This is a genomic window from Streptomyces sp. NRRL F-2580, from assembly GCF_000720115.1.
GTDB lineage: Bacteria > Actinomycetota > Actinomycetes > Streptomycetales > Streptomycetaceae > Streptomyces.
Genome location: NZ_JOIR01000011.1, coordinates 291189 through 306110, shown reverse-complemented (window position 1 = coordinate 306110; position 14922 = coordinate 291189). Strand labels below are relative to the sequence as shown.

15 protein-coding genes are annotated in these 14922 nt (G+C 68.1%); 12 read left to right on the top strand and 3 right to left on the bottom strand.

What is annotated here, in order from left to right:
• The first annotated feature begins 585 nt into the window (after positions 1-585).
• On the top strand, positions 586-1053 hold the full coding sequence (locus tag IF88_RS0114835; protein ID WP_030711148.1) for an NUDIX hydrolase: 468 nt from the start codon (positions 586-588) through the stop codon (positions 1051-1053).
• 104 nt (positions 1054-1157) lie between these two features.
• Here IF88_RS0114835 and IF88_RS0114830 read toward each other — a convergent pair whose 3' ends face one another.
• Positions 1158-1907 carry an HAD family hydrolase gene (locus IF88_RS0114830; protein WP_030711146.1) on the bottom strand — a complete coding sequence of 250 codons (750 nt, stop codon included), beginning with the start codon at positions 1905-1907 and terminating at the stop codon, positions 1158-1160.
• A gap of 2 nt (positions 1908-1909) precedes the next feature.
• Positions 1910-3190: an XRE family transcriptional regulator gene (locus tag IF88_RS0114825; RefSeq protein ID WP_234323531.1), complete on the bottom strand. Its 1281-nt coding sequence runs from the start codon at positions 3188-3190 to the stop codon at positions 1910-1912.
• Positions 3191-3721: 531 nt separating this feature from the next.
• Here IF88_RS0114825 and IF88_RS0114820 point away from each other — a divergent pair.
• The 11 genes from IF88_RS0114820 to IF88_RS49580 all read left to right on the top strand — a co-directional run bounded on the left by IF88_RS0114820 (position 3722) and on the right by IF88_RS49580 (position 14557).
• Positions 3722-3916, top strand: a complete 195-nt coding sequence (locus tag IF88_RS0114820; protein ID WP_030711142.1) for a hypothetical protein — start codon at positions 3722-3724, stop codon at positions 3914-3916.
• Positions 3917-4114: 198 nt separating this feature from the next.
• Positions 4115-5131: a hypothetical protein gene (locus IF88_RS0114810; RefSeq protein ID WP_030711140.1), complete on the top strand. Its 1017-nt coding sequence runs from the start codon at positions 4115-4117 to the stop codon at positions 5129-5131.
• Between the two features lie 79 nt (positions 5132-5210).
• Positions 5211-6746, top strand: coding sequence for an amino acid permease (locus tag IF88_RS0114805; RefSeq protein ID WP_030711138.1), 1536 nt, complete (start codon positions 5211-5213; stop codon positions 6744-6746).
• Positions 6746-8191 (top strand): glutamine synthetase family protein, encoded by a 1446-nt coding sequence (locus tag IF88_RS0114800; RefSeq protein ID WP_078892891.1) that lies wholly within the window; start codon positions 6746-6748, stop codon positions 8189-8191. The genes IF88_RS0114805 and IF88_RS0114800 overlap by 1 nt, the downstream gene beginning before the upstream one ends.
• Positions 8192-8376: 185 nt before the next feature.
• Positions 8377-8772 carry a helix-turn-helix transcriptional regulator gene (locus tag IF88_RS0114795; RefSeq protein WP_030711133.1) on the top strand — a complete coding sequence of 132 codons (396 nt, stop codon included), beginning with the start codon at positions 8377-8379 and terminating at the stop codon, positions 8770-8772.
• 130 nt (positions 8773-8902) lie between these two features.
• The gene (locus IF88_RS0114790) at positions 8903-9817 is read left to right on the top strand and encodes an aminoglycoside phosphotransferase family protein (protein WP_030711131.1); all 915 of its coding nucleotides are present in this window, start codon (positions 8903-8905) and stop codon (positions 9815-9817) included.
• A gap of 5 nt (positions 9818-9822) precedes the next feature.
• Positions 9823-10872 (top strand): phosphotransferase enzyme family protein, encoded by a 1050-nt coding sequence (locus tag IF88_RS0114785; protein WP_051836918.1) that lies wholly within the window; start codon positions 9823-9825, stop codon positions 10870-10872.
• Positions 10869-11555 carry a PolC-type DNA polymerase III gene (locus tag IF88_RS0114780; protein WP_051836872.1) on the top strand — a complete coding sequence of 229 codons (687 nt, stop codon included), beginning with the start codon at positions 10869-10871 and terminating at the stop codon, positions 11553-11555. The genes IF88_RS0114785 and IF88_RS0114780 overlap by 4 nt, the downstream gene beginning before the upstream one ends.
• A gap of 254 nt (positions 11556-11809) precedes the next feature.
• Positions 11810-12643: an endonuclease/exonuclease/phosphatase family protein gene (locus IF88_RS0114775; RefSeq protein WP_030711128.1), complete on the top strand. Its 834-nt coding sequence runs from the start codon at positions 11810-11812 to the stop codon at positions 12641-12643.
• A gap of 324 nt (positions 12644-12967) precedes the next feature.
• Positions 12968-13456: a hypothetical protein gene (locus tag IF88_RS46495; protein ID WP_158754384.1), complete on the top strand. Its 489-nt coding sequence runs from the start codon at positions 12968-12970 to the stop codon at positions 13454-13456.
• 576 nt (positions 13457-14032) lie between these two features.
• Positions 14033-14557: a GNAT family N-acetyltransferase gene (locus tag IF88_RS49580; RefSeq protein ID WP_420710969.1), complete on the top strand. Its 525-nt coding sequence runs from the start codon at positions 14033-14035 to the stop codon at positions 14555-14557.
• On the opposite strand, the gene IF88_RS0114765 is transcribed toward IF88_RS49580, so the two are convergent.
• A complete protein-coding gene (locus IF88_RS0114765; protein ID WP_051836870.1) occupies positions 14463-14921 on the bottom strand; it encodes a YkvA family protein in 459 nt (152 codons plus the stop codon). The genes IF88_RS49580 and IF88_RS0114765 overlap by 95 nt on opposite strands.
• Between the last annotated feature and the right edge of the window lies 1 nt (position 14922).

The window sequence follows — 14922 nt, the reverse complement described above, 5'->3', positions numbered from 1 at the left end:
CATCGACGCGTTGAGATGAGGATACGGATACGTTCAGGCTCGACGCAACGGAAACGATCGAGACACGCTTCTGGAATTGCCCACAGCAAGGGCGGCAGCCTCGGCTGGGGTACACCGATCGACCTATCCCGACCGTCTGCGCTGGCGGAGGCTCCCAGCCGATTCTCTCCGGTGCCCGCAAGACCCTCACCGACGCCCGAGACAGCGGCCGCTGGAAACCCCCGTGCCAAGGGGGTACGGCGAACGTGCTTCTCCCGCCCCCGTTCTCCGGGCGTGCGCCTGTGCTTCGGCGACCTCGGCGGCCAAGCAGTCGCCATCCAGGGCCGCGAGGACGGCATCCGCGAGACCCCCGCCGCGAAAATCCGCGCCTCCCTCGCCTACTACCGCCCGTTACTCCCCGAAGCCGACTGCGAAGCGCAGCTGCACGACACCACTGTCTGGGGGGAGAGCCCGCCAGCGCCAATCCCTTCCTCCACCTCAAGAGAGGAGACTGCACAGGGTGGTTCGACAACTACGCTGAAAGCTTCGAAACCATCTGGGCCGCCGCACGGTCCTGGATTCCCGACCAGAAGGGGACCGCCGCACATGGGCAGAACTGAGTACTACAACGACCCCGCCGCGCCAAAGGCGAACACCCTAATCCCGGCCAGCAACCTGCTCGTCGTCGACAACAGCGGCGCCATCCTGCTCCAGCGGCGCCGCGACACCGGCCAGTGGGCCTTGCCCGGCGGAGCCCAGGACATTGGCGAGACCGCAGCCCAGTGCGCCGTGCGTGAATGCCTGGAGGAGACCGGCATCGAAGCCGAAATCAGCGGATTCCTCGGGGTCTACACCAACCCCCACCACATCGTCGCCTACTCCAACGGCGAGATCCGCCAGCAGTACGAGAACACCTACATCGGCCGCCCTGTCGGCGGTGAGCCCACTATCAACGACGAGGCTGACGGAGTCCACTTCGTCCAGCCCGCCGACCTCGACCAGTACGACATCCACGCCAGCATGCGCCAACAGATCGGTGACTACCTCGCTGGCACCTTCCCCTATCTTGGCTGAGCCATAAGCTCGGCCGCTCGAGCTGCCGCCCCTTGCGAGGGCGACCCGCCTCGGAAGTAAGACGCTGAGCTCAGCGTCTGCCACCCACGTCGCCCAACCAGCCATCAACTCATCCAAGGACTGCCATCTGGCCCGCAGCTCGTGAGCACCGAGATGCCGTCCAGAATCCGTGTGACGTCCGAGAGAGAGTCGAGTACGAGGTCGGCACCGGCCTGGGTAAGTTCGGCGGCCGTGGTCTTGCCCGATGCGATGCCGATGACGGGGGCGCCGCCTTCGAGGCCCGTTCGGACGTCCTCCAGCGAGTCCCCGATGATCACGGTGTTCGAGCGGGTGAAGACCAAGCCGTGTTTGGCCTGGGCGCGCTTCTGGGCGATGGCGACGAGCGCCGGCCGGTGGTGGTCGTCGGAGGCGAATCCGCCGATCTCGGTGTCGAGGAGGCCGTCAAGGTTGAAGGCGGCGAGCTTGAGCACGGCGTTCGGCTTGAGGTTCCCGGTCACGGCGGTCGGAATCAAGCGAGGGTGATCGTGTACCGCCCGCAGCGCGTCGGCGGCTCCTGGCATGAGAACGCCCTGTGTACGCAGGTCCTCAGCGTGTGCGGCGAGGTGGACCGGCAGGAGATCCACCATGCGCGGCAGCAGAACAACGACGTCGTCTTCCTGGACTCCGTTGTCGATCAGGAGCGATCGGATCGCCAGGGGCATGGTGACGCCGGTGCCGCGGGTCGGCAGGTGTTCCGCGGGGCGCCCCACGACTTCGGCGAACGTCTCGCGGTAGACCTGCCGGTCGATGTCGCCGACGTACAGCAGAGTGCGGTCGATGTCCCACAGCACGAGGACCTGCTGGGCCTGGGTCACGTTCAGCTCCTTGCACCCGTCACTAGAGCGGCACGGTCGATCAGCTCCCGAGCGTACGGGCTCTGACTCACAGGTTCGAGCTCGCCGAGCATGGTCTCGACGTGCTCGTTGAGACGGGCCGATTGGAGCTGTTCAGCAAGGTCGAGCGCCTGGTGTGCCGTGGCGCAGCCTGCTTCGAGCTCGCCCTTCCGGAGGTAGGCGGACGCCGCGCGGGAAAGAAACAGGGCGTTGGTGCGCTGGTCTGCCGGGTTGAGGGCCTTTCGCGCCTCGGTGAAGCTGACGGCGGCATGGGGCGCATCGTCCAGGTCGAGATAGGCGCTGCCGGACTGGCCGTGGATCTCGCCTTCGTTGATCCAGTACAGCCAGTGGGGGTCGAACTCGGAACGCCCCCGGGCGCAGAGTTCGGCTGCCTCGCCGAGCGCGATGAGGGCTGCCTGCCGTTCGCCGAGCTTGGCGTGTCCGCGTGCCTGCCGGGTCAGCAGCATCGCCTCCAGGGCGGGGGTGCCCAGGGTCCTGATCTGCTCGCGGGCGGCTCGTGCCGCGGTGACCGCGGTGCGTGGCTGGCCGGTGGAGTAGCCGTGGATGGCCAGGTAGGACAAGGCGCCGGCCCCCAGGCGGTCGTCGCCGGAGACCTTAGCCGCGCGGAGCGCGGCGAGCAGGTAGCTCTGGGCGTGGTTGTGACGCCCGGAGTCGAAGGCGAACCAGCCGGTCTGTGTAGCGGTGTCGGCGACGATGGCGGCCAGGCGGCGGCCGATGTCCTCGGTGTATGACGCCTTCTGCAGAAGGCGTTTGAGGAGTTCGAGGTGCGCGTCGCCGAGCTCGGTGAGGGTCCCACTGCCGGCGCTGGCATCCATGATGCGCAGGTGGTCGGTAGTCGCCTGCAGGTTGTCCAGCAGTTCTGGGGCGAGCTGGCTTCCCTCCGCGGCGCGTTGAAGGGGCTCTGCCTCAGCGGTCCCCCAATGGTGGACGAAGGCGGTGAGCGCGATGCCGCTCACCGTAAGGAACTGCCGGCGGTCAATCACGTCGCCTCCAACCGCGTTGTCCAAGGCCGCCACCATACGGGCCGCGGTCCAGGGCAAGGTTGGGTCGAGATCTCCGGCCGACTGGTCCACGGGCGGCTGAAGCGGTCTGCCCACTGACCGTGGGACCGGGAGCTGTACGAGCTCGGCGGGTGCGCCAATGCCTGCGACAAATTCGATGATCTTGTCGATGTTGGTGAGGCGGCGGCTGCCCGACTCCAGCATGGACAAGAACGCCTGGCTCAATCCTGTGAGCTGGGACATGTCCTCCTGGCGCAGAGAGCCTCGCTGCCTGATCAAACGGCTGGCCTTGCCGAAGTCAAGGGCTGCAAAGGCCTGTCGGACATCGACGTCTTGCCACACCCGCTCCGGTACGGCGGGTAACCCAGGGGCGGAAGGGATGCGAGATCGCGCGCAAGCGGAGCAGAGCCCGTCCGGGTTGTACTGGCTGAGCCGGCAGCCGCAGTCATCGCACTGTCGCAGCGCCTGCTGGGCCACCCGTACCTCCCCTAACGAAAGTGCGCGCCGGCCGCCGGCGTAGACCGCCGAAAACCGAGATCACCTCAGTGATATCACCGGCGGAATGTGCGCACCGGGCGTTTCCCGGTCAGCCTTGTGCCTCAATCAGCCTCTGTTCAGGGCCGATTACCACTCGCAGCACGAACGCATCCGGGCCTGTGTACCTCTCGCACCGGTTCGTCGGCAATGTCGTCGGGAATGGGCTTGGGCCCCGCTGCGGGGGACTTGGGCCGGGAACGAGCCGCATCACCGACGGTTCGGAAGGGGGACACATCCATGGCGGTCAGTATCTCCGCTGTCGTGCTGCTCGCGGTCCTCGTCGTCCTCTTCGTCAAGAAGGGCGGACTGAAAGCCGGGCACGCCGTCGTGTGCGTCCTCCTGGGGTTCTACCTGGCCAGCTCTTCGATGGCCCCCGCGATCGCCGAGGTCGCGACGAACGTCGCGCGTCTGATCAGTGGGATCAAGTTCTAGACCGGGCGCTGGCAGTCCGGTGGCTCTCTCCGGCCGCGCAGCGATTCCTGTCCGGCACCAACGTCCCCCTCTGTCGAGGAAGCATTCGATGACCGAGAAAAGCATGACGCAGCCCTGTGCCGCGATCGAGAGCACGAGGTTTCAGCTTTCCCCGCCCTCGACTGCGACCGGCGACCACCCCGGTCACGGGGCGCACTGATGCGCCCCGTGTACCACCCGGCCGGCACCGACGAAGCCCTCGGTATGGCCATGGTCGAGTTGCAGGCCGGCCGGTGGAGACCGGCGCGTGACTTGCTGGCCGCAACCGGTGGGCAGTGGGGGCTGCGGACGTCGCGTACGCAGGTGCTGGCGGTCACCGCTGCCCACTCCGACGTGATGGGCGTGTGGCTGGCGGAGGAGCCGAACAGTTACGACGCACAGGTGATGCGTGCCCGCGTGTCGGTGGAGCGAGCCCTGCGCGCCCATCACCAGCAGCACGCAGGCGCTGCGGCATTGGAGGAGGCTGCACGGCAGGCCTCGCTGCTGATGGCGCACCGGGAGCCGCGGGATCCGGTGCCCTGGATCTGTTTGCTCGCCCTCGCCCAGATCGATGGACGCCAGGTGCGCCGGGAGCATCGTGAGGTCTCGGCAGAGCCGATGCTGCCGAGCGGGCCGTGGGGGCTGCTGCACGGGATCAACCAGCGCGACCCGTACAACCGGGAGGCGTACCACCGGATACTGCAGTTCATACTGGCCCGCCCCGTCCCACCGGCGGCCTCACTCGCCGCTGTCTTCGACTTCGGCCGATGGGTGGCCTCGTGGTCGCCGGCGGGTTCCCCGTTGCTGCTGTTGCCGCTGTACGCGCTGGTCGAGCAGTGCCGGCAGCAGTCCCTCCAGCACCGTGCCGATCCGCTGTGGCGTCGGCAGTGGGCGCAGGAGCCGACGATCACATACACGGTTAAGGCGTTCCACCACTGGTTCAAGCAGCCGGACACCGCGCCGCGCTCGGTGACAGACCTGCACCACCTGGCGTACGCCTTGTGGGCAGGCCACCGGTTCGTGGAGGCCGCCGAGGTGTTCACAGCCGTGGGCACCTACGCCTCGCGGGAGCCGTGGGCGTCCGTCCATGAGGACCCGAACCATCCCGACGGCGGCGAGGTTCTGCTGCTAAGGGCCCGTCGGGAGTCGCTGTCCTTCGCACGCACCCACGCACCTCGCGCCGGACCGGTGCGCTGACCGTCGCGCACAGCAAAACGTGACTTGGCATGCACCTGACCTTTTGTCCTCGTTCCACCCATTCCATGGAGGATGTCCAGTGTTACGAACACGCCCGGCTCGCCCCGCGCCGGCAGCCCAGACAGATGACGCATTCCTTCGGGAACTGGGCTACGAGCCGGTGCTCGCCCGCCGCATGGGCCCCTTCGGCAACTTCGCCATCAGCTTCTCGGTGATCTCCGTGCTGAGCGGCTGCATGACCCTGTACGGCTTCGGTCTCGCGACCGGGGGGCCCGCCGTGATGATGTGGGGCTGGATAGCCGTCGGCGCCATGGTGATGCTCGTCGGAGCCGGCCTCGCTGAGGTCACCTCCGCGTACCCCACCTCCGGTGCCCTCTACTACCAGGCCGAGCAGCTCGGTGGGCGCAAGTGGGGCTGGTACACCGGCTGGCTGAACCTGCTGGGCCTGCTCGGTGCGATCGCCGGCATCGACTACGGGGCCGCGCTGTTCACCGGCGCCTTCTTGAACCTGCAGTTCGGCTTCGTCCCGACGCCGGGCAAGATCATGGCGATCTACTTCTGCATCCTCGCGCTGCACGCCACCCTCAACCTCTTCGGGGTCCGGTTGGTGAGCATCCTGAACTCCATCAGCGTGTGGTGGCACCTGGGCGGGGTCGCCGTGATCGTCGGCGCGCTGGCGATCGTGCCGTCACACCACCAGTCCCCGTCCTTCGTGTTCGGGGAGTTCGTCAACAACACCGGCTGGTCCAGCTCGCTGTACGTGGTGCTGATCGGGCTGCTGCTCGCCCAGTACACGTTCAGCGGGTACGACGCCTCCGCGCACCTGTCGGAGGAGACCACCAACGCACAGGTCTCTGCCTCCCGCGGGATCATGCGGGCGATCGGCTGGTCGTGGCTCGCGGGGTTCGTCCTGCTGGCCGGACTGACCTTCGCCATCCAGGACTACGCCGCCACCCAGGCCAGCGCCACCGGGGTGCCGCCGGCGCAAATCTTCCTCGACGCCCTTGGCGTCGCCGGCGCGAAGGCCCTGCTGCTCGTGGTGATCGTCGCGCAGCTGTTCTGCGGCAACGCCGAGACCGCCGCCGCCAGCCGTATGGTGTTCGCCTTCTCCCGGGACGGCGCCCTGCCCGGCTCGAGGTTGTGGCGTCACGTCGACGCCCGCACCGGCACCCCGACCCGCGCCGTGTGGCTTTCCGTCGGCGTGGCCGCCGTCCTGGCGCTGCCGTCGCTGTATAGCCCGACCGCGTACGCCGCCGTCACCGCGATCAACGTCATCGGGATCACGCCCGCGTACGCCATCCCGATCTATCTGCGGATCCGCAACCGCCACCGCTTCCAGCCCGGCCCCTGGAATCTGGGCCGCTGGGGTGTGCCTGTCGGCGTGGTCGCCGTGGTCTGGGTGGTCTTCGTGACCCTGCTGTTCTGCCTCCCCCAGACCCGGCCCGAGTCCGGCCTCGTCTCCGTGACCACGTTCAACTACGCACCCATCGCCCTGCTGGTCGTCCTCGCCCTGGCCACCGTGTGGTGGCGCGTTGCAGGACGGGACTACAAGGTGCCGACCGCGGCGGCCGACGCGGGCTCGGGCATGGCCCGGATCCAGGAAGAAGTCATCTGATGACCGCTCCTGCCACCCAGACCGGAGCAACGCCTCGCCCGAACGGCCCGTCGCAGCGTGATGCCGATACCGCCTCGACCGCCCCTCGGCGGCCGGCCCGGGCGTTCAGCGTCGACGAGCTGCGCAAGGCCGTCGGAGCCGGCGTGATCGACACCGTTCTCCTCGCCGTGCCGGACCTGCAGGGCCGCCTCAAGGGCAAACGGTACGGGGCGCGGCACTTCCTCGACCGTGTCCTCGACGGCGGCGCGGAGATGTGCGCCTACATCCTGGCCACCGACGTCGACATGACGCCCGCCGACGGATTCGCGCTCACATCCTGGGCGAGCGGGTACGAGGACATGACGGTCGTGCCGGACCCCTCGACGTTGCGAACCCTGCCGTGGATGCCGCGCACCGCGCTCGTCCTCGGCAACGCGATCGGCCTGGACGAGGAGCCCATCGAGGTTGCGCCGCGGCAGATTCTGCGCCACCAGCTGACCCGGCTCGCCGCCCACGGGCTGCACGCCCAGGCCGGCCTGGAGACCGAGTTCATGCTCTACCGCGGCACCTACACCCCGACCGTCGGCATCGGCCCGGGCGGAATCGTGCCGGTGACCGAGGAGAACCTGGACTACGCCCTCGACCACACGCCGGACACCGACCGGTTCTTCCGCCGCCTCCAGGGCTCACTGTCCAAGGCGGGCATGCCCGTGGAGGCGATCAAGACGGAAGGTGCGCCGGGCCAGGTCGAGGTTACGTTCCCCTACGGCCCTGCGCTGCCCGCGTGCGACAAGCATGTCGTCTTCAAGCACGCGGTGCGCACCCTCGCAGGGCGGTCCGCCATGACGGCCACGTTCATGGCCTCCCCCCAGACCGGCATCGCCAGCGGACTCCACCTGCACGTCTCCCTTACGCGCAGTGGCAATCCCATGCTCTCCGATCAGGCCGGACGGCTGTCCGAGACCGGCGAGCAGGCAATCGCCGGGCTGCTGACGGCGCTGCCGGGGCTCGCCCCGCTGTACGCGCCGAACGTCAACTCCTACAAGCGGTACACGCCTGGCTCCTTCGCCCCCACTCGCATGACGTGGGGTTGGGACAACCGCACGTGCGCCGTGCGGCTCACCGGCCACGGGGCGGGCCTGCACCTGGAGATCCGCGTGCCGGGGGCGGACGCGAACCCGTACCTCGCTCTCTCCGCCGTTCTCGCTTCGATCATCCACGGGATCGACCGGCAGCTCACCCCGCCGGCACCCTGCATGGCCAACGCCTACGAGGCCACCGAAGCGCCCCTCCTGCCCCTCACCCTCGACCAGGCCCGCTCCGCGTTCCGGCACAGCCCCGTCGCCCAGGAGGCGTTCGGGAAGGAGGTGGTCGAGCACTACGCCCAACTCGCGCAGCTCGAACTCGACCACCACCGCGGCATCGTCACCGACGCGGAACAGGCCCGCTGGTTCACCCGAGCCTGATCCCGCCGCACCAAGACCAGACTCCGGCCGGGAGCGTTCCCCCCCTCGGCCGGGGTCTGACCAACCTGCACCACCACGCCGCCGCCGAAACGAAGGGACCCCCGCTCATGCCCGCACGGCCCGCTACGGCCGCCTCACATCCGACCCCGGCACAGGTGAAGATCGCTGGAACAATCGCCCAGGGCATGAGCACCGCCAAGGCGGCAGCCGAACTGGGCCTGTCCGAGGGCACCGTCGCGATCCAGATGTCGCACGGGAACCGGCGGGCCGGAGTACGCCACCGTCATGCCCTGGTCCACGCGTGCTACGTCACCGAGCAGCTGGCCCGGCCGGAGCCGACAGCGCCACCGCCCGGCGGCGTCGACGACATCGAGACCAAGATCCTCTGGTCGCTCGCCCTGGACGGGACCTATGCCGAGATCGCAGAGCACTGCGGCCTCTCCCACGACGGGATGAAGAAGCGGATCCGAGCGCTGCGGGCGCGCTGGGGCGCCGAGCACGACCCACACCTGATCACCCTCGGCTGGATGTTCGGCGTCCTCGACGCCTCCCACGGAACCGGCGGCCACCAGGTCACCTAGCTGGAGACCGGCCACGTTGTCAGTGGCCTTTGGCAAGCTACTCCCCCACACAACAAGACCACACTGTGCACTCACTCCGTCACTTTATGTGAGCACCTGGGTGGGTGGCCGATTGGAAGGGCGCATCGGCATGACCGACATCCCTGCGAGGATCGAAGACCTGATCACCACGGTGGCCGGCACCTTCGAGCTCGTCGCCGAGCATTCATGGCCCGGCCCCGACCGCCCCCGAGTCTGGGAAGTACGAGGCAGTGACGGCCAGCGGCGGTTCGTCAAGCGCCATGCCGGTCCGCAGGGGCACCGCCGCGAGGTTGAGGCCTACCAGCGGTGGACCCACTGGCTCGGTGCTGGGCGCGCTCCCACGCTGGTCGCGGCCGACACCGAAGCGCTGGCCATCGTGATCACGCCGGTCGCCGGACGCAGCGTCCGCAGCCACCCTCTGGACGGCAAGGAGGAGCTGGAGGCATACCAGCAGGCCGGCTACTTGCTAGCGCTGCTCCACTCCGCGCCAACCGGCACGGCCTCGCACTCGGCCAAGGGCGAGGACGAGGGCGAGGACGAGTGGGCGGCAGCCGTGGAGAAGATGCTCAACCACGCCGCGCTGTACCTGCCGGCCGATGTCGGCGTGATGCTGCGCGACCTCACCCGGGAGCGCCCCGGCGAGCTGCCGGCGCACGTGTCCCACGCCGACTACCAGCCCAGGAACTGGCTGTGGGACAGCTCCACCCGAACCTTGCGGCTGATCGACTTCGAGCGGACCTGCGTCGAGCCCGCCGTGAAGCGCGATCTCCCCCGCCTCCAACTGCGCATCCTCGCCTCCCGCCCCAATGTCCGCGCCGCCTTCTATGACGGCTTCGGGCGCGACCTCACCCCGGCCGAACAGCACGCCTGTGTGGCCTACGGCGCCCAGGACGCCGTGAGCGCCCTGCAGTGGGGCCTGGAGCACCGGGACGTGGAGACCGTCGACGCGGCCCACACCATGCTCGAAAGCCTCCGGGCCCACTACAACCACGGCCGCATGTACTCCTCGTCCAGGGGGCGGTGACCGTCATGGAGGAGATGAACTGGGAGGACGAGATGACGGCAGAGGTGCTGGCCGACCGGTACGGCATCGAGGCCGAGTCCGTCGAGCAAGTGCCGATGGGCACCGACACCGTCAACTGGCGCGTGGTGACATCCAGCGGGCAGCGGCTCTACGCCAAGGAGTACCCGGCGTCGGCCGATCTGGAGGCGGCCCGCGCGGCATGGGACATGTCGGAGTTCTGCCGGGCCGCGCGGCTTCCGGTACCGCGGGTATGGCCCGACCGGGACGGCAATCTGATCAGCCTGGCCGACGGCAGCGCCTGGGCAATGGTTGACGAGGCACCTGGGACGGTTGCCACCTCCGCGATGACGGTGGCCCGCGCGGAGCACGTCGGCATGGTTCTGGGACGGATGCATCGGGTCCTGGCCGCCTACCCTCTCCCCCGGCTCCGCCAGCACGCGCGGTGGCGTACCGGGTCCATCGAGGACGCACTGGCCAGGTGCGACACGGTCCTGGACGCGGCCTACCGCCAGCAGCGCGAAAATATGGGAGCGCTGCGCAGTCAGATCGCCCAGCGACGTGAGGACCTGCACGCCCATGCCAACCGGCTGAGGGCCGCTCTGCCTGAGGAACTGGTCGAGCAGGCCCTGCACGCGGACTTCACCCGCACCAATCAGCTGGTCCTGGCCGATGCCGTCACCGCCGTCATCGACTTCCGCGCGGCCAGAGCGCTGCCGGCCTGGGAGCTCGGGCGTGCGGCGTGCGACCCGCGCACCATCGCCAGCTCCGAGCCGTGGGCCGACTGCATCCTGGCGATGGTCGCCGCATACCGGTCCGAGAACCCGACCCTGCCCGTTGCCGACGTTCTCGCTTGCGCGCGGATCGCCGTGCTGTACATGCTGTTCAGCTTCTACGGCGCCACCACCGCCGAGTACGACCTGCCCGACGAGGCGGAGGCGGACCTTCAACGGCACTGGTCGGAGCGGCAGACCAGCATCCGGCGGCTGATCGACAGCCTCGCGGATCTCGAAGACGCGCTGGCAACCGAAACGGCACGGCCTGGGGGCCTGTCGTGACGGCAGCGGCTTCCTCGCCGGAGGGTGGGCGTCTCGCAGACGACCCGCTGTTCCAGGACACCCACTTCGTGGTGCTCGACTTCGAGGGCACCACCCCGAGAGGTGCCCCACCCGAGCCGATCGAAGTCGCCGCGCTGGGCCTCAAGCACGAGCGCGGCCGGGGCCCGGGGCGCACCGGCTTCTCGTTCACCTCGTTCATCCGCCCTCCGGCACATGCTCCGATCACCCCCTTGGGCATCGCGCAGACCGGCATCACCATGCGAGACGTCGCCGAGGCGCCGCCCGCAGCCACGGTGCTTCATGCCCTGGACGAGGCGCTGCCCGAGCCGCCCCTGCTTCTGGTCGCGCATCATGCACCGACGGAAGGGTCCATCCTCTACAACTATCGCGAGGCGTGCCCGCGGCTGGCCCGTACGCGGATCGTCGACACTCTGCTGCTCGCCAAGCACGTCGCACCGGGCCTTGACTCCTACTCCCTCGACGCGCTGCTGGCCCACTTCGCGATCCCGCAGCCGGCACACCGTCACCGGGCGATGGATGACGTCACCGTGACCACGGTGCTCCTGTGCACGCTGCTGACCGAGGCCGCGGTCCGCCAAAAGATCACCACCGTCGCGCACCTCGTACGTGTCGCGAGCCGACCCCCGAGAGCAACTCAGCCCACCCAGCTCGAACTGTCCTGACCGGCGGACGCCCCTCCAGGAGATCTCCTGCACGACGTTCCCGGACCCTCGCCCCACGACCACGCACCCCACCTGGAACCGGAGCCGCCTATGGCCGGGAAACCCAGCCCCCGGGCGCAACAGAAGTCTCGAAGTCCGAGCAGCTGCTCTTCGGCGGGCCGCTGCGGTACGCCGCCGAAACCCGCCCTCGATGACCAAGGCCGACCCTCTACGGACATCGCCACCGCCGACACGACCCGCCAGGAGAGCACCGGATGCTGTTCACCGTCCTAATTCAGAACACCTGCGAGGGCGGCCACGACCGCTGGCCACTCCTCGCCGAGCGCATATCGGCGGCCCGACCCGACATCGCGCTGCTGCAGGAGCTGAAGGGCTGGAGCGAGACCGGCCACCGCCAGACCGTACGCGCCGAGCGGGATCTCGACATGGACGCGCTACTCGCCCCCTCACGCAGCGGCCTGGGCACCGGCATCCTCTACCGCCGCACCAGCCTGGGCCGGCGCGTCTACTGGAACACCGACTACGCGGCCGATGAAACCCACCACGGCCTGGGCACCGCCGGCTTCGACATCCCCGGCCTCCCGGATCCGCTTGCCGTCACCTCCGTGCACCTCACGCCCTACTCCGCGGACAAAGCGATCACCGAAGCCGACTTCGCCGCCTCCCGCAGCTACAAACTCGGCCCGTACGCCATCCTGGGCGGAGACATCAACTACCCGCCGCAGGACGGGCCGCCGCCCAACTACGCGCAGATGCGCCCCTACAACCTCGGCTCCCGCACCGTGCTCACCGACCCCAAACGGCAGGCGGACCCGCAGCCCGACCGGCGAGTGGCGTGGAAGCTGCACGCCAACGGGTTCCGTGACGCGGCCTGGGAGCTGTATCAGCGCACGGGCGACGAGGCGCTGCTGCACCCCACCGGCACGGATGACCGGATCGACCAGATCTGGGTCAGCGCCCCGCTGGTCCCCGCCCTCATCTCCTACCGCTTGCTCGAGGCACCGTCGGGCGCGAGTGATCACCACGGCGTGGCGATCACCCTCGACAGCGATCTGATCAACACCGACCGTCCCTGGGCGTACCGCTGAACTCTGGCCCACCGCCCCCGAGGCAAGGAGAAACATCTGTGCGTGACTTCTGGGAGACACACCACTGGCCGGACGGTGAGCAGCGCGCCCACTGGCTGTCAGCTTCGCGGTTGGGTACGGGGTCGGGCATATCGTCACCCCATCGCGTCCTGCGCGGCTCAGCCTCGCGCTGGTGCGGATGCGATCATGAAGATCGTTAGTTACGAATGGAGTATGGGCAGAGGGGAACGACGGAGCCGGAAGGAGCGGAGGGGTCCGCTCATCTTCATCAGCCATGCCACGGGCGACTCGGATACGCCGCTCGTCCAAGCTATATGCGCCTTCATGAAAGACGCAGGGCTGGGCTCCGGAGACTATTTTTGCAGCTCACAGACACCTTACTGGTTCACTTCAGGCAAGAATGACGCCTCGCAGATATATGGGTTTCTGGACCAGACGGTAGTCTTCATGCAGGTCACGACCAAGCTGTTCTTGGAGCGGCCAAATTGTCTGCTGGAGGTTGGCTACGCGATCAGTCGCCGACGGCGTGATCAGGCGGATCGGCGTTCCAGCCGCCTTCAAATACTGCCCGTGGTGGTGCCACCTGTGGACTTTACGCCTATAAACAATATGAAGCTGGGTTCGGCGATTGCGCTGAACGACGACAAGAAGAATGCGAACCTGTTTGCGGCTCAGCTGCGGAAGCTGCTTGAGCAAAGCGGTCACCCGATCAACGATGAATCGTGGACCGCTGCTACTGGGACATTCGTGAACACTAACTGGCCCAACGCGCTGTCCGAGTATCGCAGCAAAGCTGATAACAAGGCCGCTTAGGTAGGTCAGGTGGGCCTCTGTCCACCTAAACCGCTGGTTGATGCGCCACCGCTGGGCGGCCAGGGCGAGGGCTCTCTCTCGTGAGGACTTAGCCTGGCAATGAAACCCGCAGAGTGCTCGAAGGTTAGTCTCTCGATGGTCATCACAGGCACGATGTGGTCCACGTCCGTGGCCAGCTCCGTGCAGCGCTCGCCGTACTGATCGCAGTGAGTGCGGCGGTGTCCGTCTCGGCGCAAGACGCGAAGTCGGATCTTCGGCCAGTCCGCCGGCGACTGTGGGCGTCGGTCTGAGGAAGCCCAGTCCGGCATCACACCCCGGGGCGAGGAGTGTTCAAGGGACAAGATCGTGAGACAGAAGTGCCGTGTCCCCCAAACGAGACAGTCAGGAAAGCCCAGGTCGCCACGGTGGAAGGGGACGTTGCAATTGTGGTCCTACAGATGTGTAGGTCCGCATCTCTGATGGCCCTTTCTCATTTACGGTGGCCTTCTTCTGGCCCAGGGGTCAGGGCAGTGAGACGAACTCCCGTCTGATCGTTCGCTCGCAGTAGTGCTGATCCCCGTCTCGATCTATGCAGCGATGTTCTCCGCCGCGATCGTGGAGGTGTCTCAGCTGGTCGGGTTCAGGGACTTGTCTCCCCGTTCTTGCTGCTCGGGGGTGCGGTATGTCGTATGTCTTTGGCGAGGTCTCGATGAGGCTGCGCCACGTAGACGGGCAGATCGACAACGACCGGCCCTGGCCGGCTACCGGCTCCGATGTCTTCGAGCCTTCGCCAGGCTCGTGCGGGACGAGCAGGGAGCGGAGGCGTTCCTGTTGATCGCTCCGGCTTGGTGGGCGCGCGGCCTGGGCGAGGTCCTGGTGGCCGAACTCGTCGCCGCCGCACGGCGGGAGGGGCTGCGGGAGGTGTGGACCCACGCGGCCAGCTGGGACACGGCGGTGATGCGGGCCATGCAGAGCACGGGCCTGCCCGTCGAGATCGTCGACGACGGCTCCTCGATGACCCTGACCCTCAGCCTGGACTGCGCTGTCCGCCTGCGTCGCCAGGAGCACCCGCTGCGGGGCCTGCGGCCTTGTGAAGTCCGGCAAGGCGCGACAGGGCGGTGAAGCCGTCCTCGGTGCCGGGCCAGTGGGCGCGTACTGCCTCAATGCCGGCCCGCCGGACGACCGAGCGCAGGACGAAGGCGACGATGATCGCGTCGTCCGCGTAGCCGATGACGGGCAGGAAGTCGGGGATCAGGTCGATGGGCAGGGCCAGGTAGACCATCAGCAGCCCAAGACGTACACGCACCCCGCGCGGGAGGCTCTTGTCGGCGGCCAGGCGGCGCAGCAGCCGCAGCAGGTCCGGCAGCAGCCGGATCGCCTCACCGAGCAGAGCGCCCTTGGGGCGTATCAGCAGCAGTGCGATCAGCAGGGCCAGCCAGGCGGCGGCCAGGCCCACGCCGATCGCGATCAGTAGATCCCACCACATC